Source organism: Streptomyces sp. NPDC037288 (assembly GCF_055603265.1).
Window position 1 is genome coordinate 13,481 of the sequence record NZ_JBVJVY010000035.1, and the last position, 20,094, is coordinate 33,574.

19 protein-coding genes are annotated in these 20,094 nt (G+C 70.4%); 10 read left to right on the plus strand and 9 right to left on the minus strand.

What is annotated here, in order from left to right; all coding sequences use genetic code 11:
- Window positions 1-144: 144 nt before the first annotated feature.
- Window positions 145-1,839, minus strand: a complete 1,695-nt coding sequence (locus tag ACZ7GZ_RS31040) for a BACON domain-containing protein (RefSeq protein WP_471029213.1) — start codon at window positions 1,837-1,839, stop codon at window positions 145-147.
- 218 nt (window positions 1,840-2,057) lie between these two features.
- Between ACZ7GZ_RS31040 and radA the strand changes: the two genes are divergently transcribed.
- Both radA and disA read left to right on the plus strand, forming a co-directional pair.
- The gene (gene radA, locus ACZ7GZ_RS31045; RefSeq protein WP_471029214.1) at window positions 2,058-3,467 is read left to right on the plus strand and encodes a DNA repair protein RadA; all 1,410 of its coding nucleotides are present in this window, start codon (window positions 2,058-2,060) and stop codon (window positions 3,465-3,467) included.
- 80 nt (window positions 3,468-3,547) lie between these two features.
- Window positions 3,548-4,672: a DNA integrity scanning diadenylate cyclase DisA gene (gene disA / locus ACZ7GZ_RS31050; protein ID WP_471029216.1), complete on the plus strand. Its 1,125-nt coding sequence runs from the start codon at window positions 3,548-3,550 to the stop codon at window positions 4,670-4,672.
- A gap of 144 nt (window positions 4,673-4,816) precedes the next feature.
- On the opposite strand, the gene ACZ7GZ_RS31055 is transcribed toward disA, so the two are convergent.
- On the minus strand, window positions 4,817-5,629 hold the full coding sequence (locus tag ACZ7GZ_RS31055) for a hypothetical protein (protein WP_471029217.1): 813 nt from the start codon (window positions 5,627-5,629) through the stop codon (window positions 4,817-4,819).
- A gap of 180 nt (window positions 5,630-5,809) precedes the next feature.
- On the opposite strand from ACZ7GZ_RS31055, the gene ACZ7GZ_RS31060 reads away from it, so the two are divergent.
- The 5 genes from ACZ7GZ_RS31060 (at window position 5,810) to cseC (ending at window position 10,257) form a co-directional block, all read left to right on the plus strand.
- Complete coding sequence (locus ACZ7GZ_RS31060) at window positions 5,810-6,685, plus strand: HhH-GPD family protein (protein ID WP_471029218.1); 876 nt, start codon at window positions 5,810-5,812, stop codon at window positions 6,683-6,685.
- Between the two features lie 277 nt (window positions 6,686-6,962).
- Window positions 6,963-7,502, plus strand: coding sequence for a SigE family RNA polymerase sigma factor (locus ACZ7GZ_RS31065; RefSeq protein ID WP_471029219.1), 540 nt, complete (start codon window positions 6,963-6,965; stop codon window positions 7,500-7,502).
- Window positions 7,503-7,543: 41 nt separating this feature from the next.
- A complete protein-coding gene (locus ACZ7GZ_RS31070) occupies window positions 7,544-8,143 on the plus strand; it encodes a hypothetical protein (protein WP_471029220.1) in 600 nt (199 codons plus the stop codon).
- Window positions 8,144-8,185: 42 nt separating this feature from the next.
- Window positions 8,186-8,890 carry a two-component system response regulator CseB gene (gene cseB, locus ACZ7GZ_RS31075; protein WP_471029221.1) on the plus strand — a complete coding sequence of 235 codons (705 nt, stop codon included), beginning with the start codon at window positions 8,186-8,188 and terminating at the stop codon, window positions 8,888-8,890.
- Between the two features lie 11 nt (window positions 8,891-8,901).
- On the plus strand, window positions 8,902-10,257 hold the full coding sequence (cseC, locus tag ACZ7GZ_RS31080; protein WP_471029222.1) for a two-component system sensor histidine kinase CseC: 1,356 nt from the start codon (window positions 8,902-8,904) through the stop codon (window positions 10,255-10,257).
- 64 nt (window positions 10,258-10,321) lie between these two features.
- Here cseC and ACZ7GZ_RS31085 read toward each other — a convergent pair whose 3' ends face one another.
- The 3 genes from ACZ7GZ_RS31085 to ACZ7GZ_RS31095 all read right to left on the minus strand — a co-directional run bounded on the left by ACZ7GZ_RS31085 (window position 10,322) and on the right by ACZ7GZ_RS31095 (window position 12,925).
- A complete protein-coding gene (locus tag ACZ7GZ_RS31085; protein WP_471029223.1) occupies window positions 10,322-10,768 on the minus strand; it encodes a VOC family protein in 447 nt (148 codons plus the stop codon).
- Window positions 10,765-11,253, minus strand: a complete 489-nt coding sequence (locus ACZ7GZ_RS31090; RefSeq protein WP_471029224.1) for a helix-turn-helix transcriptional regulator — start codon at window positions 11,251-11,253, stop codon at window positions 10,765-10,767. The genes ACZ7GZ_RS31085 and ACZ7GZ_RS31090 overlap by 4 nt, the downstream gene beginning before the upstream one ends.
- Window positions 11,254-11,356: 103 nt before the next feature.
- Entirely contained in the window at window positions 11,357-12,925 is a 1,569-nt protein-coding gene (locus tag ACZ7GZ_RS31095; protein ID WP_471029226.1) for an MDR family MFS transporter, read from the minus strand.
- Between the two features lie 124 nt (window positions 12,926-13,049).
- On the opposite strand from ACZ7GZ_RS31095, the gene ACZ7GZ_RS31100 reads away from it, so the two are divergent.
- Window positions 13,050-13,649: a TetR/AcrR family transcriptional regulator gene (locus ACZ7GZ_RS31100; RefSeq protein ID WP_471029228.1), complete on the plus strand. Its 600-nt coding sequence runs from the start codon at window positions 13,050-13,052 to the stop codon at window positions 13,647-13,649.
- Window position 13,650: 1 nt separating this feature from the next.
- Here ACZ7GZ_RS31100 and ACZ7GZ_RS31105 read toward each other — a convergent pair whose 3' ends face one another.
- A complete protein-coding gene (locus tag ACZ7GZ_RS31105) occupies window positions 13,651-14,202 on the minus strand; it encodes a M23 family metallopeptidase (protein ID WP_471029230.1) in 552 nt (183 codons plus the stop codon).
- Between the two features lie 403 nt (window positions 14,203-14,605).
- On the opposite strand from ACZ7GZ_RS31105, the gene ACZ7GZ_RS31110 reads away from it, so the two are divergent.
- Entirely contained in the window at window positions 14,606-15,220 is a 615-nt protein-coding gene (locus ACZ7GZ_RS31110) for an HAD family acid phosphatase (RefSeq protein WP_471029231.1), read from the plus strand.
- 70 nt (window positions 15,221-15,290) lie between these two features.
- Here the strand turns inward: ACZ7GZ_RS31110 and ACZ7GZ_RS31115 are convergent, their stop codons facing one another.
- Window positions 15,291-17,816, minus strand: a complete 2,526-nt coding sequence (locus ACZ7GZ_RS31115) for an ATP-dependent Clp protease ATP-binding subunit (protein WP_471029232.1) — start codon at window positions 17,814-17,816, stop codon at window positions 15,291-15,293.
- Window positions 17,817-18,246: 430 nt separating this feature from the next.
- Between ACZ7GZ_RS31115 and ACZ7GZ_RS31120 the strand changes: the two genes are divergently transcribed.
- A complete protein-coding gene (locus ACZ7GZ_RS31120) occupies window positions 18,247-19,032 on the plus strand; it encodes an SCO3374 family protein (protein ID WP_471029304.1) in 786 nt (261 codons plus the stop codon).
- Here the strand turns inward: ACZ7GZ_RS31120 and ACZ7GZ_RS31125 are convergent.
- A complete protein-coding gene (locus tag ACZ7GZ_RS31125) occupies window positions 19,011-19,346 on the minus strand; it encodes a histone-like nucleoid-structuring protein Lsr2 (RefSeq protein WP_030751806.1) in 336 nt (111 codons plus the stop codon). The two genes, ACZ7GZ_RS31120 and ACZ7GZ_RS31125, sit on opposite strands and share 22 nt — an antisense overlap.
- 214 nt (window positions 19,347-19,560) lie before the next feature.
- The gene (locus ACZ7GZ_RS31130; protein ID WP_471029234.1) at window positions 19,561-20,094 is read right to left on the minus strand and encodes an amino-acid N-acetyltransferase; all 534 of its coding nucleotides are present in this window, start codon (window positions 20,092-20,094) and stop codon (window positions 19,561-19,563) included.

Here is a 20,094-nt window from a genome sequence, read left to right on the forward strand (position 1 = left end):
GTGGCACGTGGAGCCTCGCGCCCGCGTGGGAAGTCCGGCGCCCCGTGTCCCTCGGCCGCTGCACCGGGCAGACGCGTTCCACCGCCCCACCCCGGACCGCGATCCGACCCGCTCCAGCGCCCACGCCCCCGCGCGCCCCACCCCCTAGCCCCCGGACGGACTCGGTGTCTCGCTCCCCGGCTGGGCGGGCGTCGGGGTCGGGGAGTTGGAGGGTGAGGGTGGGTCCGTGGGAGTGGGGGTTGGGTCCGGGGACGGTGGGGACTGGGTGGGCGGGGGCTCGGTGGGGGGTGTGCTCGGCGGGGGCGGGGTGGGCTCGGAGGACGGCGGCCGGGGTGTGGGGCGGCGGGTCGGTGCCGTGCCGTATCCGTCGATGGAGACCACCGCCCCGGCCGGGGAGATCGCCAGCTGCGCGTGCCAGTGGCCGGAGGGCTCGTGCAGATGGTCGACGTACACCTTGATCGTCAACGTCTCGCCGGGCTCGAGGGTTCCCGAGGACCGGCTCAGGTAGAGCCAGTCCGCCGAGGTGGAGGCGGACCAGGCGACCGGCCCGGAACCCGAGGCGCTGAGGGTGATCAGCGTGGTGTCGCCGTCGCCGGCGGCGCTGACGTCGAGCTGTCCGGACCTCGCGCCGCCCGTGCCGTTGGCGCTGACGACCTCCACGGAGACGTCCGCCTCGCCGTCCTCACCGAGCCGGGTGCCGGGCTTCAGGCTGGCGTTCCCGGCGTTCTCGTAACCGCCGGCCGTGTCACTGCCGAGGGCGTCGGGGCTCTGCGCCTCGCGTGCGGTGGCCGAGGGGCCCTCCCCCTCCGCCGTCGGGGCGCCCCGGTAGGCGGCCCACAGGGCCAGGACGGGGGCGGCCACCACCGTGGCGACGACGGTCGTCGTCACCGCACGCGCGCGTAGCCGGTCGCGGCGGGCCGCGCGGTCCTTGGGGTCCATCGGGAAGCCACGCCGGTCGAAGCGGGGTGCCGCCCCACCACGCGTGCGTGCGTGGTGGGCCAGGCAGACATGCAGGGCCGCGCGCGGGGCCTCCAGGACGGGCAGCTCGGCCGGGGTGACCGTGGCGCCGGGCCAGCGGCCGGGAACGGCGCGCTCGGCGGTACGGCGGCAGCGCGGGCAGTCGTCGACGTGACGGACCAGCTCGCGGCGCAGCGCCGTACTCAGGACCAGGCCGCTGTCCCCGGTGAGGTGGGCCACGCTCGGACAGCCGCCGGTCTCGACGACGGCGAGGGCCGCGCGGGTGCGCTCCACCTCGCAGGCGGCCGTGGCGAGCAGTTCGCGCGCGGCGGCCGCTTCCATGCCGAGGACGGCGGCGACCTCCTGCGCGGACAGGTGGTGGCGGACGGCCAGTTCCAGGGCCTCGCGCTGCTCGGGGGTCGTACCGGCCGCCTCCGGCCAGGCCAGCAGGGCCAGTTCACGACGCTGCCGCTCCTGGGCCTCCGGGGCGACCGGCGGATCGGGCACCTGGGGCCCGGCCGGCCTCCCGGCACCGGAACGGCCGGCCGCGTGGGTGGCCTGACGTTTCTGCTTGGCCTCGGCCAGCTTGCGCAGGCACGCCCAGCGGGCCAGGGCGTACAGCCAGGCCCTGCGGTCGGCGGCCCGCGGGACGCGGTGGCCGCGCCGCTCGGCCAGGGCGAGCGCGCCACCCAGGGCCTCGGTGGCCGCGTCGTGGTCGCACAGCACCGACAGACAGTAGGTGAACAGTCCGTCCAGGTACGGTTCGTAGCGCGCCGGCGGCCGCTGGGCGAGGGTGCGCGCGTCGGTGCGATCACGCGCCTCGCGCTGCACGCGGTGCGCTCCGGCGCTGCGGGTGGTGGTCTCCGGACTGCTGCTCGTCACCCGTGCGACCGTAGGCGGCGGTGGAGTGCCCCTCCTCGAAGCTTGAGCACTTTTAACCCGCACGGGTGAAACGATCCCTCATAAGGGGACAGGGACCCTTTGTTCCGTGGCGCGATCCCGACGGGTGGTGGCCGATACCGGTTCACCCGCGGGCAGCCTGGAAACCCGTTCGGACAGCCCGGGGACCCGTTGTCAGTGCCGCGGGCTACGGTTTCCGCATGGCTGCCCGTACCAAGACCACCAAGGACCGCCCGTCCTACCGCTGCACCGAGTGCGGCTGGCAGACGGCCAAGTGGCTCGGCCGCTGCCCCGAGTGCCAGGCGTGGGGCACGGTCGAGGAGTACGGCGCGCCCGCGGTCCGTACGACGGCACCGGGCCGGGTCAGCACCTCCGCGCTGCCCATCGGCCAGGTCGACGGCCGGCAGGCCACCGCCCGCCCGACCGGCGTGCCCGAGCTGGACCGGGTGCTCGGCGGCGGCCTGGTGCCCGGCGCGGTCGTGCTGCTCGCCGGCGAACCCGGCGTCGGCAAGTCCACGCTGCTGCTGGACGTGGCCGCCAAGTCCGCGAGCACCGAACACCGCACCCTGTATGTCACCGGTGAGGAGTCGGCGAGCCAGGTGCGGCTGCGCGCCGACCGCATCGGCGCCCTCCACGACGAGCTGTATCTGGCGGCCGAGACCGATCTGTCCGCCGTCCTCGGCCACTTGGACGAGGTGAAGCCGTCCCTGCTGATCCTCGACTCGGTGCAGACGGTCGCCTCCCCGGAGATCGAGGGCGCGCCCGGTGGCATGGCTCAGGTGAGGGAGGTGGCGGGCGCCCTGATCCGCGCCTCGAAGGACCGTGGCATGTCCACCCTCCTTGTGGGCCACGTCACGAAGGACGGCGCGATCGCCGGCCCCCGCCTCCTGGAACACCTGGTGGATGTGGTCCTGCACTTCGAGGGCGACCGGCACGCGCGCCTGCGCCTGGTCCGCGGCGTGAAGAACCGCTACGGCGCCACGGACGAGGTCGGCTGCTTCGAGCTGCACGACGAGGGCATCACCGGCCTCGCCGACCCCAGCGGCCTGTTCCTGACCCGCCGTGACGAGCCGGTCCCCGGCACGTGCCTGACCGTCACCCTGGAGGGCCGCCGCCCGCTGGTGGCCGAGGTGCAGGCACTGACCGTCGACTCCCAGATCCCCTCCCCGCGCCGGACGACCTCCGGCCTGGAGACCTCGCGCGTGTCGATGATGCTGGCCGTCCTGGAGCAGCGCGGCCGGATCACCGCGCTCGGCAAGCGGGACATCTACTCCGCGACGGTGGGCGGTGTGAAGCTGTCGGAGCCGGCCGCCGACCTCGCGATCGCGCTCGCGCTCGCCTCCGCCGCCAGCGACACCCCGCTGCCGAAGAACCTGGTGGCCATCGGCGAGGTCGGCCTCGCGGGCGAGGTGAGACGGGTCACGGGCGTGCAGCGCAGGCTCGCCGAGGCGCACCGGCTGGGCTTCACGCACGCGCTCGTGCCGACCGATCCGGGCAAGGTCCCGCCCGGCATGAAGGTCCTGGAAGTCGCCGACATGGGGGACGCGCTGCGGGTGCTGCCGCGCTCCCGTCGCCGAGAGGCCCCCCGGGAGGCTGAGGAGCGCCGGTAGACTTTGCCCAGGTCTCGCCCGTCCGTACGAACCGCGTGCGGGTAAGGGAGCGCGTCAGAACCTGCGACCGGAGGAGTGCAGTGGCAGCCAACGACCGGGCAGCAGCTCCCGGAAAGTCCGGTGGGAGTGCCGGTACCGATGGCCTGATGCGCGCCTCGCTGAGCGCCGTGGCTCCCGGTACGGCCCTGCGTGACGGCCTTGAGCGCGTGCTGCGCGGCAACACCGGCGGGCTGATCGTCCTCGGCTCCGACAAGACGGTCGAGGCGATGTGCACGGGCGGGTTCGTCCTGGACGTGGAGTTCACCGCGACCCGGCTGCGGGAGCTGTGCAAGCTGGACGGCGGCATCGTGCTGTCCTCGGATCTGTCGAAGATCCTCCGGGCCGGCGTGCAGCTGGTCCCGGACCCCACGATCCCCACGGAGGAGACGGGCACGCGGCACCGCACGGCGGACCGGGTGAGCAAGCAGGTCGGCTTCCCCGTGGTCTCCGTCTCGCAGTCGATGCGCCTGATCGCCCTCTACGTCGACGGTCAGCGGCGCGTCCTGGAGGACTCGGCGGCGATCCTGTCCCGTGCGAACCAGGCACTGGCCACACTGGAGCGGTACAAGCTGCGCCTGGACGAGGTGGCGGGCACGCTGTCGGCGCTGGAGATCGAGGACCTGGTGACGGTGCGGGACGTGTCCGCCGTCGCGCAGCGGCTGGAGATGGTCCGGCGCATCGCCACCGAAATCGCCGAGTACGTGGTCGAGCTGGGCACGGACGGACGGCTGCTCGCGCTTCAGCTGGAGGAGTTGATCGCCGGCGTCGAGCCCGACCGTGAGCTGGTCGTCCGGGACTACGTCCCCGAGCCGACGGCGAAGCGGTCCCGTACGGTCGAGGAGGCGCTGTCCGAGCTGGACGCGCTGACCCACGCGGAGCTGCTCGAACTGAGCACGGTGGCGCGTGCGCTGGGCTACACCGGGTCTCCCGAGACGCTCGACTCGGCGGTGTCCCCGCGGGGCTTCCGGCTGCTGGCCAAGGTTCCGCGTCTTCCGGGCGCGATCATCGACCGGCTGGTGGAGCACTTCGGGGGCCTGCAGAAGCTGCTCGCCGCCAGCGTGGACGATCTGCAGACGGTGGACGGTGTGGGCGAGGCCCGGGCGAGAAGCGTGCGGGAGGGCCTGTCACGTCTGGCGGAGTCGTCCATCCTGGAGCGGTACGTCTGAGTTTCGGCCGGGCGCCCCATAGCTCGGGGGCGTGTGTCCGTCTGGCGACCGCAGGTCCGTTGTGGCTTGTCGCGCAGTTCCCCGCGCCCCTTGCGTACGCTGCAGCTCGCCAACCTCAAGGGGCCCTCTGCCGACCGCCCGCCCTCAGTCGGCCGACAGCACGAACGACGCCCGCACCTTCCCGAACCCCGGCGCCTTGGCCTCCAGCAGGTAGGTGCCCGTGCCGGCCGAACCGCCGGAGGCCTTCGCGCAGTGCGGAGCACTCGGCTTCCGGTCCCACGTCACGGTGTAGGTGACGCTCTGCCCCGCGGGCACCCGGAACGCCAGGTTCCCCGCACCCTTCGGGCAGTCGGCCGACGACCAGAACGCGTCGTTCCCGGCCGCCGGCGTGATCGTCAACACCATGCTCTTCGAGCCGAGATCGATCTTGCAGTCGGTGGACGAGCCGTTCTTCGCGGTGAGTTCGAAGGTCGGCGTCTGGTCGGGCGAGTAGGAGTTGTGCAGGCTCCGCAGGCTCAACGCCACCGCGCCGGACGTGCAGTCGGGCAGCGGGGAGGACGCCGGGAGCGCGTCGCCCGCAGCTACGTTGCCGCCGGAAGCCGAACCCGAGCCGCCGGCCGAGCCGCCGCCGGACCCGGAGGAACCGGTGGAGCCGCCGTCCGAACCGCTGCCGCCGCCGGAACCGGAATCGCTTCCGCTGGAGCCGCCGCCCGACTCGTCCCGCCCGCCCGGGTGTTGGCTGATCGCGGGCCCGGACGAGGACGGTCCCGGGGTGATCGTGGGTACGGGGTTCTTGCCGTCGGATCCGCCGGCGCTCTTCTTGCCGCTCCCGCCGCCGGCGGTGACGATCCACGCGGTCAGCAGCGCCAACACCGCGATCACCGACAGCAGTACGACCCTCCTTCGCCAGTAGATGGAGGAGGGAAGCGGCCCGACCGGATTGCGCAGAGATCCCACGGCGCAAACTGTACGAGAGATCCCCGTGCTTGCTTGCCCCACCCGCCGCGGGAGCGCCAACTTTTCCCGATCATCATTCCGGCAACTGCCGTCGGCCACGCGGCCCTTCACGCGTCACGACGCTGTGTGACCGCGCCGTCACCCACCGGGCGGGCCGAGCCGTGGCAGGATCGGAAGGCCATGACTGAGAAGCTGCACACCCCCGTGATCGCCTGGTTCGACGCCCACGCCCGCGACCTCCCCTGGCGCCGCCCGGAGGCGGGCCCGTGGGGTGTGATGGTCAGCGAGTTCATGCTCCAGCAGACCCCCGTGAGCCGGGTCCTGCCCGTCTACGAGGAGTGGCTCGCCCGCTGGCCGCGCCCCGCCGACCTGGCGAAGGAGGCGCCGGGCGAGGCGGTGCGCGCCTGGGGCCGGCTCGGCTATCCGCGCCGGGCCCTGCGGCTGCACGGCGCGGCGGTCGCCATAACGGAACGGCACGGCGGGGACGTACCGACGGACCACGCGCAGCTGCTGGCGCTGCCCGGCATCGGCGAGTACACGGCCGCCGCGGTGGCCTCCTTCGCGTACGGGCAGCGGCATCCGGTGCTGGACACGAATGTGCGCCGGGTCTTCGCGCGCGCGGTGACGGGGGTGCAGTACCCGCCGAACGCGACGACGGCCGCCGAACGCAGGCTCGCCCGTGAGCTGCTGCCGCAGGACGAGGGGACCGCCGCGCGCTGGGCGGCGGCCTCCATGGAGCTGGGCGCGCTGGTGTGCACGGCGAAGAACGAGGGGTGCGGGCGGTGCCCGATCGCCGCGCAGTGCGCCTGGCGGCTGGCCGGCAAGCCGGAGCACGCGGGCCCGCCCCGCCGCGGGCAGACGTACGCCGGTACGGACCGGCAGGTGCGCGGCAAGCTGCTGGCAGTGCTGCGGGAGGCGCACGCGCCGGTGCCGCAGGCGGTGCTGGACCGGGTGTGGCACGAGCCGGTGCAGCGCGCCCGCGCGCTCGACGGGCTCGTCGCGGACGGTCTGGTGGAGCCGCTGCCGGGCGGTCTGTATCGGCTGCCGCTCAGCTGACGGACAGCCAAGTCACAGCCCCTACGCCTCTGTTACGGACCCATCCACTCGACAAAGACCTGCATAAAAGGACATAACGGTCCACCCGCTTACCCCGTTCCCCTCTCCGTTACACAACCGACGGATAGCCGATTGCTAGCCGCAGGCTGGTTCGGACAACGCCGTGACAACCACTCCGTAGCTTCTTTTCCGTGCCCGGCAGACCACCGGACACGGGGAACGAACGCAGGACTTCAGGCACGGAGCCGGAGTGAACGGGGAACGGAGGCGGTTGATCATGGCGCAGGGCGAGGTGCTCGAGTTCGAGGAGTACGTCCGCACCCGGCAGGACGCGCTGCTGCGCAGTGCTCGCCGACTGGTGCCGGACCCCGTCGACGCCCAGGACCTGCTGCAGACGGCGCTGGTGCGCACGTACGGCCGTTGGGATGGCATCGCGGACAAGCGGCTCGCCGACGCCTACCTGCGCCGCGTCATGATCAACACCCGCACGGAGTGGTGGCGGGCGCGCAAGCTGGAGGAGGTCCCGACCGAGCAGCTGCCGGACGCGTCCGTGGACGACTCCACCGAGCAGCACGCCGACCGGGCCCTGCTGATGGACGTCATGAAAGTGCTCGCACCGAAGCAGCGGAGCGTCGTGGTGCTGCGACACTGGGAGCAGATGTCCACGGAGGAGACCGCCGCGGCCCTCGGCATGTCGGCCGGTACGGTCAAGAGCACGCTGCACCGGGCGCTCGCCCGGCTCCGCGAGGAGCTGGAGGCCCGCGATCTGGACGCACGCGCGCTGGAGCGTGAGGAGCGGGAGCGTTGCGCGGCCTGACCGGGGCCGGGTCCGCGGGGACCCGAGGAAGTACACAGGCGGTGATCGCGGTGGGGGCCGCGCTCGCCGCCCCTGCCCTTTTCGTCGCCGCGTGCGGCACGGGGGGCACCGGCACCCGGGACGAGGGCCCGGCACACGCGTCGGCGGTCGCGGGAGCCGTCGCCTCACCCAGCCCGAGTCCGAGCACCGGCTACCGGCAGGTGGACGCGGTCTCACTGCTCAAGAAGGACCCGGTGGTCTCGACGACGGTGAAGCACGAGCTGAAACCGTGCAGCGGCGACAACTACCCGGTCGAGGTCACCTACGGCTATCTGACCGGCGGCTCCGTCAACGACGTCCTCGTCAACGTGTCGTCCTGCGGTGACTGGGGGGTGGGCGTCGGCACGTACGTGTACCGGGACGTCGGGGGCACGTACAAGAATGTGTTCAAGGCAGAGGAATCGCCGGTCTACGCGGAGATCGACGGCACCGAACTGACCGTGACCAAGCAGGTGTACGACACGGACGACGCGGTGTCGAACCCGTCCCGGGAGACCGTGATCACGTACGGGTGGAAGGCAGGCCGGTTCACCGAGCGGACCAAGCACGAGACCTTCTACAGCAGGACCGGCGGCGACGCGACGCCCGCGCAGGACAACTGAACCCCCCCCCACACGCACACCACGAGGACTGAGAGCACCGGGATGGCAGACCAGACCCACGTCCTGTTCGTCGAGGACGACGACGTCATCCGCGAGGCCACCCAGCTCGCCCTGGAGCGGGACGGCTTCGCGGTCACCGCCATGCCCGACGGACTGTCGGGCCTGGAGGCGTTCCGGTCGAACCGCCCCGACATCGCCCTGCTGGACGTCATGGTCCCCGGTCTGGACGGGGTCAGCCTGTGCCGTCGTATCCGGGACGAGTCCACCGTGCCGGTGATCATGCTGTCGGCCCGCGCCGACTCCATCGACGTCGTCCTCGGCCTGGAGGCGGGCGCCGACGACTATGTGACCAAGCCGTTCGACGGTGCCGTGCTGGTCGCGCGGATCCGGGCCGTGCTGCGCCGCTTCGGACACGCGGGGGGCGGCAGCCCGGCCGAGTCCGGCGCGGACGCGGTGACCGGCGGGATGCTCTCCTTCGGGGACCTGGACATCGACACCGAGGGCATGGAGGTGCGCCGGGCCGGGCAGCCGGTCGGGCTCACCCCGACCGAGATGCGGCTGCTGCTGGAGTTCTCCTCCGCGCCGGGCACCGTGCTCTCCCGCGACAAGCTGCTGGAGCGGGTCTGGGACTACGGCTGGGGCGGGGACACCCGGGTCGTCGACGTGCATGTGCAGCGGCTGCGCCAGAAGATCGGCCAGGACCGGATCGAGACCGTCCGCGGCTTCGGCTACAAGCTGAAGGCCTGAGCGGGGCGGCGATGCGGGGGATCCTCCGACACCCGGTCCGGCGCGTGGAGCGCGCGGGCCTGCACACCGGACTGAGATGGAAGCTCAGCGCGGCGATCGCGCTGGTCGCCGGGCTGGTGGCGATCGCGCTGAGCCTGGTCGTGCACAACGCGGCCCGGGTCTCGATGCTCGACAACGCACGCGACCTGGCCAACCAGCGCGTCCAGTTCGCGCAGCGCAACTACGAACAGAACCGGCGGCCGAACTTCCCGAACATCAAGATCGACGACCCGGATCTGCCGGCCGCGCTGCGCGAGAAGGTCGCGGACGGCCGCAAGGCCAGCGACGTCATCGACCGGGGCGGAGTGCCGGACATCTGGGCGGCCGTGCCCACCAAGGACGGGCATGTGCTGTCCCTGCACAGCCATATGCCGGACCGTTCCACCGACGTGATGAAGGACCTCGACCAGGCGCTGGTCATCGGTTCCGTCGCGGTCGTGTTCGGCGGCAGCGCGCTCGGCGTCCTGATCGGCGGGCAGCTGTCCGGGCGGCTGCGCAAGGCGGCGGCCGCCGCGAACCAGGTCGCCAAGGGCGAGACCGACGTCCGGGTACGGGAGGCCATCGGCGGGGTCGTACGGGACGAGACCGATGATCTCGCGCGTGCCGTGGACGCCATGGCGGACGCCCTGCGGCAGCGGCTGGAGGCCGAGCGGCGGGTCACCGCCGACATCGCGCACGAACTGCGCACCCCGGTGACCGGCCTGCTGACGGCGGCCGAACTGCTGCCGCCGGGCCGGCCGACGGAACTGGTCCTGGACCGGGCGAAGGCGATGCGCACGCTCGTCGAGGACGTGCTGGAGGTGGCCCGGCTCGACGGCGCCTCGGAGCGGGCCGAGCTGCAGGACATCGTGCTCGGCGAGTTCGTCGCCCGGCGGGTGGCGGCCAAGGACCCGGACATCGCCGTACGGGTGGTGCACGAGTCGCAGGTCACCACCGATCCCCGGCGGCTGGAGCGGGTGCTGTTCAACCTGCTCGCCAACGCCGCGCGGCACGGCCGGCCGCCGATCGAGGTGACCGTCGAGGGCCGGGTCATCCGGGTCCGCGACCACGGTCCCGGCTTCCCCGAGGAACTGCTCGCCGAGGGACCGAGCCGCTTCCGCACCGGCAGCAAGGACCGCGCCGGTACGGGCCACGGGCTCGGCCTGACCATCGCCGCCGGCCAGGCCCGGGTGCTCGGCGCCCGGCTGACGTTCCGCAACGTCCGCCCCGCCGGCACCCCCGCCGACATCCCCGCGGAGGGCGCGGTGGCCGTCCTGTGGCTCCCGGAACACGCCCCGACGAGCACGGGCAGCTATCCGACGCTGCCGTTGTCGGGGGGAGTGGGCTGAGCCCGTTCCAGCCACAGCCGGCCCGCAGCCGCGAGACCGCGAAGCACCCCGAGCCATCGGGCGCTCAGCAACCCCAGTCCCGCTCCGGATCCAGGCCCCCCTCCCGCCGCTGGGTGAACGAGAACCAGTTCCCGGAGTCGTCCCGGAACAGCGCCTCCGTGCCGTACGGCCGCTCCTGAGGCTCCTGAAGAAACTCCACCCCGCGTTCCTTGAGCTTCTTGTAGTCGCCGTGGATGTCATCGGTCGCCAGGACCCCCGCGCCGAGCGCCCCCTTCGCGATGAGCTTCCTCATCATCTCCGCGGACTCCGGGTCCATCGCGGGCGGCCCCGGCACCATGAGCGTCAGCTCCACGTCGGGCTGATCGGGGGCGCCGACGGTGAGCCAGCGCATGCCGCCGTCCCCCATGGTCATGTCCGTACGGACCTCGAGGCCCAGCTTCTGGGTGTAGAACTCCTTGGCCCGGTCCTGGTCGAGGACCCAGACGGTGGTGATGGCAAGCCCCTTGATCATGGTTCGGCTCTCCTGTCGGCGGCGTCGTGCGGTGGGACGGATTCCCGTTCGTCACCGTAGGCAGGGCCGGGCCCGGGGCGCTTCTCCGATCTTGCGGTGCTGAATCCGCCGGCCCAGAGCATGGCGTAGCAGCCGGGTATCAGGGAGGCACCACGGCCCACGTGCCGGGCGCGGTACTCGCTCGGGGTGAGTCCGGTGCGGGCCTTGAAGCGGGCGGAGAACGTGCCGAGGCTGCTGAAGCCGACGAGCGTGCAGATCTCGGTCACGGTGAGGTTGGCGCAGCGCAGCATCTCCTCGGCCCGCTCGATGCGCCGGTGGGTCAGATACTGGCCCGGCGTCTCGCCGTAGGCGTCCTTGAAGGCGCGCAGGAAGTGGAACCGCGAGTACCCGGCACGCGCGGCGACCGCGTCGAGGTCGAGACCGGGGTCGGCCCAGTCCCGGTCCATGACGTCCTTGGCCAGACGCATACGGCGCAGTTTGTCCATGCGGCCGATGGTGACACGGGGCACTGACAACGGCTCCGACCGGCACGAACGCAGAAGACCCCGGGGGCGGACACCCACCCGGGGTCTTCGGTTCGGGTACTTCTCAGACGGTTTCGACGACCTGCAGCGCGGCCACGTCGTCGCCGCTCTCCGCCGCGGGCTTCCCGCTCCTCAGCGGGACCTCCTTCACGAACAGCGCCGCGATCAGCACGGCCACCGCGACCGCCGCGCCCAGCAGGAACGCCGAGTGCGTGCCGGCGGACACCGCGTGCTGGTACGCGTCCCGGATCGGCGCCGGCAGCTTCTTCAGGCTGTCCGGGGTCAGCTGCGCGGACTTCTCGGTGACACCCTTGCCGAGCACACCGGCCCGCTCGGCCATGACGTGCTGGACCCGGTTGTTGAACAGCGCGCCCATGATGGCCACACCGAAGGAGGAGCCGAGCGTACGGAACAGCGTCGAGGACGACGAGGCCACGCCCATGTCCTTCATCTCCACGCTGTTCTGCGCCACCAGCATGGTGACCTGCATCAGGCAGCCCATGCCCAGGCCCAGGACGGCCATGTAGACGCCGGAGGACAGCCGGGTCGTACCGGTGTCCATCAGCGACAGCAGGTACAGCCCGACGATCATCAGCGCGCCGCCGGCGATCGGGAAGATCTTGTAGCGGCCGCTGTTGGTGGTCACCCGGCCCGCGACCATCGAGGTCACCAGCATCGCGCCGAGCATCGGCAGGAGCAGCAGACCGGAGTTGGTCGCGGAGGCGCCCTGCACGGCCTGCTGGTACAGCGGCAGATAGAGCGTGGCGCCGAACATCACGAAGCCGGTGATGAAGCCGATGAGGGACATCAGGGTGAAGTTGCGGCTGTTGAACATGTGCAGCGGCACGACCGGCTCGGCGGCCTTGGTCTGCCAGAACACGAACCCGATCAGCGCGGCGACGCCGATGCCGATCAGCTCCATGATCCGCGCGGAGGTCCAGGCGTACTCGCTGCCGCCCCAGGTGGTGACCAGCACGATCGAGGTGATGCCGACGGTCAGCAGCGTGACGCCCAGGTAGTCGATGCGCGCCTGCGTCCGCTTCTTGGGCAGGTGCAGCACGGCGCTGACCAGCACCAGGGCCACCGCACCCAGCGGCAGGTTGATGTAGAAGGCCCAGCGCCAGCCCCAGTTGTCGGTGATGGTGCCGCCGACCAGCGGGCCGCCGATCATCGCCAGGGCCATGACGCCGGCCATCATGCCGGTGTACTTGCCGCGCTCCCGCGGCGGGATCAGATCGCCGATGATCGCCATGACGCCGACCATCAGCCCGCCGGCGCCGAGGCCCTGCAGGGCACGGAAGCCGATCAGCTCGCCCATGTTCTGGGCCATGCCGCTGAGCGCCGAACCGATCAGGAAGATCACGATCGAGCTGAGGAAGGCGCCCTTGCGCCCGTACATGTCCCCCACCTTGCCCCAGATCGGGGTCGACGCCGCGGTGGCCAGGGTGTAGCCCGTGACCACCCAGGACAGGTGCTCCAGGCCGCCCAGATCGCTCACGATCGTCAGCATCGCCGTACCCACGATCATGTTGTCGAGCATCGCGAGCATCATCGCGATCATGAGCGCGAGCAGAACCACCCGCACGCTCCTGGGCCGTTTGCCCTCCGTGCCGCTTTTCACCGTGTCCGCCATCTCTTCCCACTCCCCCTGCGGCAGCTACTTACTTGCCGCCCGGCTAGCTCACTACACTGGGAAGGTAGACGCGCTACTAGCCGGGCGTCAAGTAAGTTTCCGCGGGAGCGCGAGGAGTACGAGGATGGGCGTCACCATGGACGGCACCAAGCAGCAGCGCCGCGGCAACACCCGCCAGCGCATCCAGGACGTGGCACTCGAACTCTTCGCGGAGCAGGGCTACGAGAAGACCTCTCTGCGCGAGATCGCCGAGCGTCTCGACGTCACGAAGGCGGCCCTGTACTACCACTTCAAGACGAAGGAGGAGATCATCGTCAGCCTCTTCGAGGATCTGACGAAACCGATCGAGGACCTGATCGAGTGGGGCCGCAGCCAGCCGCACACCCTGGAGACGAAACAGGACCTCGTACGGCGCTACAGCGAGGCCCTGTCCGGCGCCGAGCCGCTGTTCCGCTTCATGCAGGAGAACCAGGCGACCGTGCGGGAACTGCGCATCGGCGACGCCTTCAAGGAGCGCATGCGGGGCCTCCGGGACATCCTGATCGACCCCGAGGCCGACCTCGTGGACCAGGTGCGCTCCGTCAGCGCGATGTTCACGCTGCACGCGGGGATGTTCGTGATGCAGGACCTGGAAGGCGACCCCGAGAAGAAGCGCGAGGCCGTTCTCGAGGTCGCCCTGGACCTGATCACACAGGCGCACGAACACGCCCGCGAGAAGGACTAGCTCAGACGGTGACGCCGTTGGCGCGCAGGAACGCGACCGGGTCCACGGCGGAGCCGTAGTTCGGGGTCGTACGGATCTCGAAGTGCAGGTGCGGGCCGGTGGAGTTGCCGGTGGAGCCCGAGAGGGCGATGTGCTGGCCGGTATTGACGATCTGGCCGGCCTTGACGTCGATCCGGGACAGGTGCGCGTACTGCGAGAAGGTGCCGTTGCCGTGCTTGATCACAACGGCGTTGCCGTACGCGGGGCCGTCACCGGCGCCGTTCGGGCCGGCCTTGACGACGGTGCCGCCGTGCGCGGCGACGACCTCGGTGCCGGTCGGCACGGCGAAGTCCTGCCCGCTGTGCTTGGCGACCCAGTGGCTGCCGGCCTGCATGAAGCTGGCGGAGAGCGTGTACGTCTTCACCGGGTCGACCCAGGCGGCGGCCGACGGAGCGGCGGCGCTCGCGACCCCGGTCCCCAGCACGGCCGTGGCGCCGATACCGGCGGCCAGGACGGCCACGCGGGTGCGGAGCGGGGACGTACGGGAGGAACGGGACGTGGCGCGCTGGGACATCGAAACCTCATGGACTCGGAGACAGAACCGCCACCCCGCGAACAGGCGTCCGGCGGAGCGGCCATCCCTTGGTAGCCGAGCAGCCCGTCAGGCCCCAAACGCCCCATCTACGGCACCTCGTAGTAGGTGACCGCAAAGGCGCTGATGGAGGACCGCACTTTTCCTGGACGAAAGTCCTTTTCATCCCGGTGATGGATCCCACTATCCAGCCTAGTAAGGGACATTTCGCCTGTGCCGCTTATCACCGGCCGTCCAAACCGACGATCACGGAAATGTGATGCACACCCCTAGGCACCTACCGTCCGGTAACCCTACGGTTCCCCTCGCGCCACCCTCACCTCAGATCATGCTCCTGACATTCAGGCACGCGTACGGACGTACGGACGTGAGAGGACCCCCACCGATGACCAGACGCCCCTGGGCCCACCGCATCTCCGCCACCGCCGTCTCCGTGGCCGCGCTGGCCGCGATGGCCGCCCCGGCCCAGGCCGCGACCACGGCCGACTCCTCCGGTTCTTCCGCAAAGGTCGACTACGCCACCTGGCAGAAGGACTGCCAGACGGTGATGGACCAGGCCCTGCCCTACCTGAAGGAGCGCATCGCCGCCGCCGAGCCGGGCGAGAAGCAGGCGATCGTCTTCGACATCGACAACACCACCCTGGAGACCGACTACGGCTTCAGCTACCCGCAGCCGGCCAACAAGCCCGTGCTGAACGTCGCGAAGTACGCCCAGGACCACGGCGTCTCGCTGTTCTTCGTCACGGCCCGCCCGGGCATCATCTACCTGCCCACCGAGTACAACCTCGCGCACGACGGCTACGACGTCTCCGGGCTCTACGTCCGCGGGCTGTTCGACCTCTTCAAGGATGTCGCCGACTACAAGACCGCCCAGCGCGTCGACATCGAGAACAAGGGCTACCGGATCATCGCGAACATCGGCAACAGCGCCACCGACCTCTCCGGCGGCCACGCCGAGAAGACCTTCAAACTGCCGGACTACAACGGCCAGTTGTCGTAACCGGCGTTCTTGGGCATGCGAAAGGGGCCGGTGCCCTCGGGCACCGGCCCCTTTCGCTCGACCGTGACGCTTACGCGTCCTTGCTCAGGTTCGGCCCAGCACCGCCGGCCGCCTGCTCGATCGGCGGGACGTCGGGCAGCGCCGACTTCTCCTCACCCCGGAAGGTGAAGGCCTGGGTCTCGCCCTCGCCCTCGGTGTCCACGACCACGATGTGACCGGGACGCAGCTCACCGAAGAGGATCTTCTCCGACAGCGTGTCCTCGACCTCGCGCTGGATCGTGCGACGCAGCGGACGCGCGCCCAGCACCGGGTCGTAACCCTTCTTGGACAGCAGCTCCTTGGCGGACTGGGAGAGCTCGATGCCCATGTCCCGGTCCTTCAGGCGCTCGTCCACCTTGCTGATCATCAGGTCGACGATCCGCAGGATGTCCGCCTGCGTCAGCTGCGGGAAGACGACCACGTCGTCGACGCGGTTGAGGAACTCGGGGCGGAAGTGCTGCTTGAGCTCGTCCGACACCTTGTTCTTCATGCGCTCGTAGTTGGTCTTCGTGTCACCCGCGGCGGCGAAGCCGAGGTTGAAGCCCTTGGAGATGTCCCGGGTGCCGAGGTTGGTCGTCATGATGATGACCGTGTTCTTGAAGTCCACGACCCGGCCCTGGGAGTCGGTCAGGCGACCGTCCTCCAGGATCTGCAGCAGCGAGTTGAAGATGTCCGGGTGGGCCTTCTCGACCTCGTCGAAGAGGACGACCGAGAACGGCTTGCGGCGGACCTTCTCGGTCAGCTGGCCGCCCTCTTCGTAACCCACGTATCCGGGCGGGGAACCGAAGAGACGCGACACCGTGTGCTTCTCGCTGAACTCCGACATGTCGAGGGAGATCAGCGCGTCCTCGTCACCGAAGAGGAACTCGGCGAGCGCCTTGGACAGTTCGGTCTTACCGACACCGGACGGGCCGGCGAAGATGAACGAACCACCCGGACGCTTCGGGTCCTTGAGGCCCGCGCGCGTACGGCGGATCGCCTTCGACAGCGCCTTGACGGCATCGACCTGGCCGATGACCCGCTTGTGGAGCTCGTCCTCCATGCGGAGCAGTCGGCTGGACTCCTCCTCGGTCAGCTTGAAGACCGGGATACCGGTGGCCGTGGCGAGAACCTCGGCGATCAGCTCGCCGTCGACCTCGGCGACGACGTCCATGTCGCCGGCCTTCCACTCCTTCTCCCGCTTGGCCTTGGCGGCCAGGAGCTGCTTCTCCTTGTCGCGCAGGGAGGCGGCCTTCTCGAAGTCCTGCGAGTCGATCGCGGACTCCTTGTCCCGGCGGACGCCGGCGATCTTCTCGTCGAACTCACGCAGGTCCGGCGGAGCGGTCATCCGGCGGATGCGCATCCGGGAACCGGCCTCGTCGATCAGGTCGATCGCCTTGTCCGGCAGGAAGCGGTCGGAGATGTAGCGGTCGGCCAGGGTGGCGGCCTGGACCAGCGCCTCGTCCGTGATGGAGACGCGGTGGTGCGCCTCATACCGGTCGCGCAGGCCCTTGAGGATCTCGATCGTGTGCGGCAGGGACGGCTCGGCGACCTGGATGGGCTGGAAACGGCGCTCCAGGGCCGCGTCCTTCTCCAGGTGCTTGCGGTACTCGTCCAGGGTGGTCGCACCGATGGTCTGCAGTTCACCGCGGGCCAGCATCGGCTTGAGGATGGAGGCCGCGTCGATGGCGCCCTCGGCGGCACCCGCACCGACCAGCGTGTGCAGCTCGTCGATGAACAGGATGATGTCGCCGCGGGTGCGGATCTCCTTGAGCACCTTCTTCAGGCGCTCCTCGAAGTCACCGCGGTAGCGGGAGCCGGCGACCAGGGCGCCGAGGTCAAGCGTGTACAGGTGCTTGTCCTTCAGCGTCTCGGGCACCTCGCCCTTGACGATGGCCTGGGCGAGGCCCTCGACGACGGCGGTCTTGCCGACGCCGGGCTCACCGATCAGCACCGGGTTGTTCTTGGTACGGCGGGACAGCACCTGCATGACCCGCTCGATCTCCTTCTCGCGCCCGATGACCGGGTCGAGCTTGGACTCACGAGCGGCCTGGGTGAGGTTCCGGCCGAACTGGTCCAGGACCAGAGAGGTCGAGGGGGTGCCCTCGGCCGGGCCGCCGGCGGCGGCGGTCTCCTTGCCCTGGTAACCGGAGAGCAGCTGGATGACCTGCTGCCGCACCCGGTTGAGGTCTGCGCCCAGCTTGACCAGGACCTGGGCGGCGACGCCCTCGCCCTCGCGGATCAGGCCGAGCAGGATGTGCTCCGTGCCGATGTAGTTGTGGCCCAGCTGAAGGGCCTCGCGGAGCGACAGCTCCAGGACCTTCTTGGCACGGGGGGTGAAGGGGATGTGCCCGGACGGGGCCTGCTGGCCCTGGCCGATGATCTCCTCCACCTGCTGGCGGACCGCCTCAAGCGAAATGCCGAGGCTCTCCAGGGCCTTAGCGGCGACACCTTCGCCCTCGTGGATGAGACCCAGGAGGATGTGCTCGGTGCCGATGTAGTTGTGGTTGAGCATCCGGGCTTCTTCCTGAGCCAGGACGACAACCCGCCGCGCGCGGTCGGTGAACCTCTCGAACATCGTTAATCGCTCCTCAGAGCGGTCAGGCAGTGGGGGGAACTTCCCCTCCCTGTCCTTCCGCAGCTTAGTCCCGCAAGCGGGGACCGCTCATTCCAACTGCCGACACCGTCGATGGCCTCCTGACCCCGAACGCCGACATCTGCTCCAACCCGATGGTGCGAGACGATGTTCCCGCAGGCCAGGCACTTATCCCACTCGCCAGTACGCCGATGGCGAACGTGAGACGGCCCGCCCTGCGTGTCGCCCCCTCCCACTAGGCATGTCTTACCCGCCGGGACTCACACTCCATGCCGCGCGCACCGGTTCGCTCCGCTATGGGCGAACAACCTTGCGCCTCCCCGCACCTCCGCGCGCCCCCCTTTTCGGCACTTTGCGCGATCGACAGAGCACCCAGCGTAACTTGCCGGTCGCTTCGGCGGTTGCGGTGGGCATGGTCGGCTCGGTCCCCACGCTCTCAACGGTCCCCTTTCCCCGTCGTCCCTCGGATCCGGGCGTCCCGGACACCGGTGGCCTTCCGGCCTGCCCGGATGCCCGGGCCCGTCACTGGTACGAGAACGATCTGGGGTGGCCGACGGTGCCCGGACGGCCGCTGCGACTGCTCACAGGGGTGCGGTTCGACGTCCTGGACGTGCCGGCCGAGGCGGGCGCGGGCGCGCTCCGGCATCTCGCGCCGGGCTCTCCGGTGGCCCTACGGGGCGACCGGATGGAGCTGTTGCTGGCCACGGGCGGCGCGGAGGAGCTGCCGGGGCTATTGGACTGGCTGGAGTGGGGCGCCGTGACCCTCGATCTGCGGGTCCTGGGCGCGGGCGGCGCGATGGAGGCACCGGCGCCGCCGGCGGTCGTCGCCGCGGGGCTCAGTGCACCGGCGGGCGTCCACGCGGGGCTCAGGCCACCGGTGGGCGACGCCACGGGGTGCGAAGCACCGGTGGGCGGCGCCGCTGGAGTAGTACCGCCCGTGACGGTCCTCGGCGGAGCCGCTCAGAGGGGGGCCGGATCCCTGCAGGGGGCCGCCGTATGGCTGCGGCCCCCCGGGCCCGGAGGCGAGGTCGAGGCCTCGCTGCCGGCCATGCCGGCTCTGGGGCGCGAGGGGAGCGCCCCCGATCTCGTACGGCTGGTGGACACGGTGGCAGCGCACTGTCACCGGGTCCGGCTGCGGCGCCTGCGCGCCGGGCTGCCGACCGCCTGCCGGCGGGATCAGCCGTTGGCCTTCTCGTAGGCCTCGCGAATGGACGCGGGAACACGGCCGCGGTCGTTGACCTCGTAACCGTTCTCCTTCGCCCAGGCGCGGATCGCCGCGGTGTCCTGGTTGCCACCGGAAGCGGCGCGCGCCTTTCCACGTCCGCCCGACGCACGGCCTCCGGTACGCCGACCGCCCTTCACATAGGGGTCGAGAAGGCCGCGCAGCTTGTCCGCATTGGCGGTCGTGAGATCGATCTCGTAGGTCTTGCCGTCCAGCGCGAACGTCACCGTCTCGTCCGCCTCGCCGCCGTCGAGGTCGTCGACAAGAAGGACCTGAACCTTCTGTGCCACCGGATTTCCTTTCATCGATAACGTTGAGGGCCAGGGGTGTGCGGCGTCCGCCGTTTCACCGCCCCTGTTATATGCAGTACTGCAGTACGTCGGAAAGCAAACCGCTTTTGCCGGAAAAACACAAACCCCTGGGAGAGGATCGGTAGAGGACCGGCGGACCGCCTCTGTCCGGAAACATGCGCGTTTCGGACATAGGGAACCGGGGCAATGACGATCACAGATGCAGAAGCATCCGGCTGTTGCCCAAGGTGTTCGGTTTCACTCGTTCGAGACCCAGGAACTCCGCGACGCCCTCGTCATAGGAACGCAAGAGCTCCGCGTACACATCGGTGTCGACCGGTGTCTCCCCGATCTCCACGAAGCCGTGCTTCGCGAAGAAGTCCACTTCGAAGGTCAGGCAGAAAACCCGGCGAACGCCGAGCCAGCGCGCGGTCTGCAGCAACTTCTCCAGCAACTGATGGCCGACGCCGGCGCCCTTGAGGCCGGGCTTCACCGCGAGAGTGCGGACTTCCGCGAGGTCCTCCCACATGACGTGCAGCGCGCCGCAGCCGACCACCTCGGCGTTGTCGTCGCGTTCCGCGACCCAGAACTCCTGGATGTCCTCGTAAAGCGTGACCGTGGCTTTGTCGAGCAGGATGCGGTCACGGGAGTAGGCGTCGAGGAGGCGGCGCACGGCCGGGACATCGCTGGTGCGGGCGCGCCGGACGGTGATGGCTTTTGCGGAGACTTCAGGACGCTCGGCTGACAT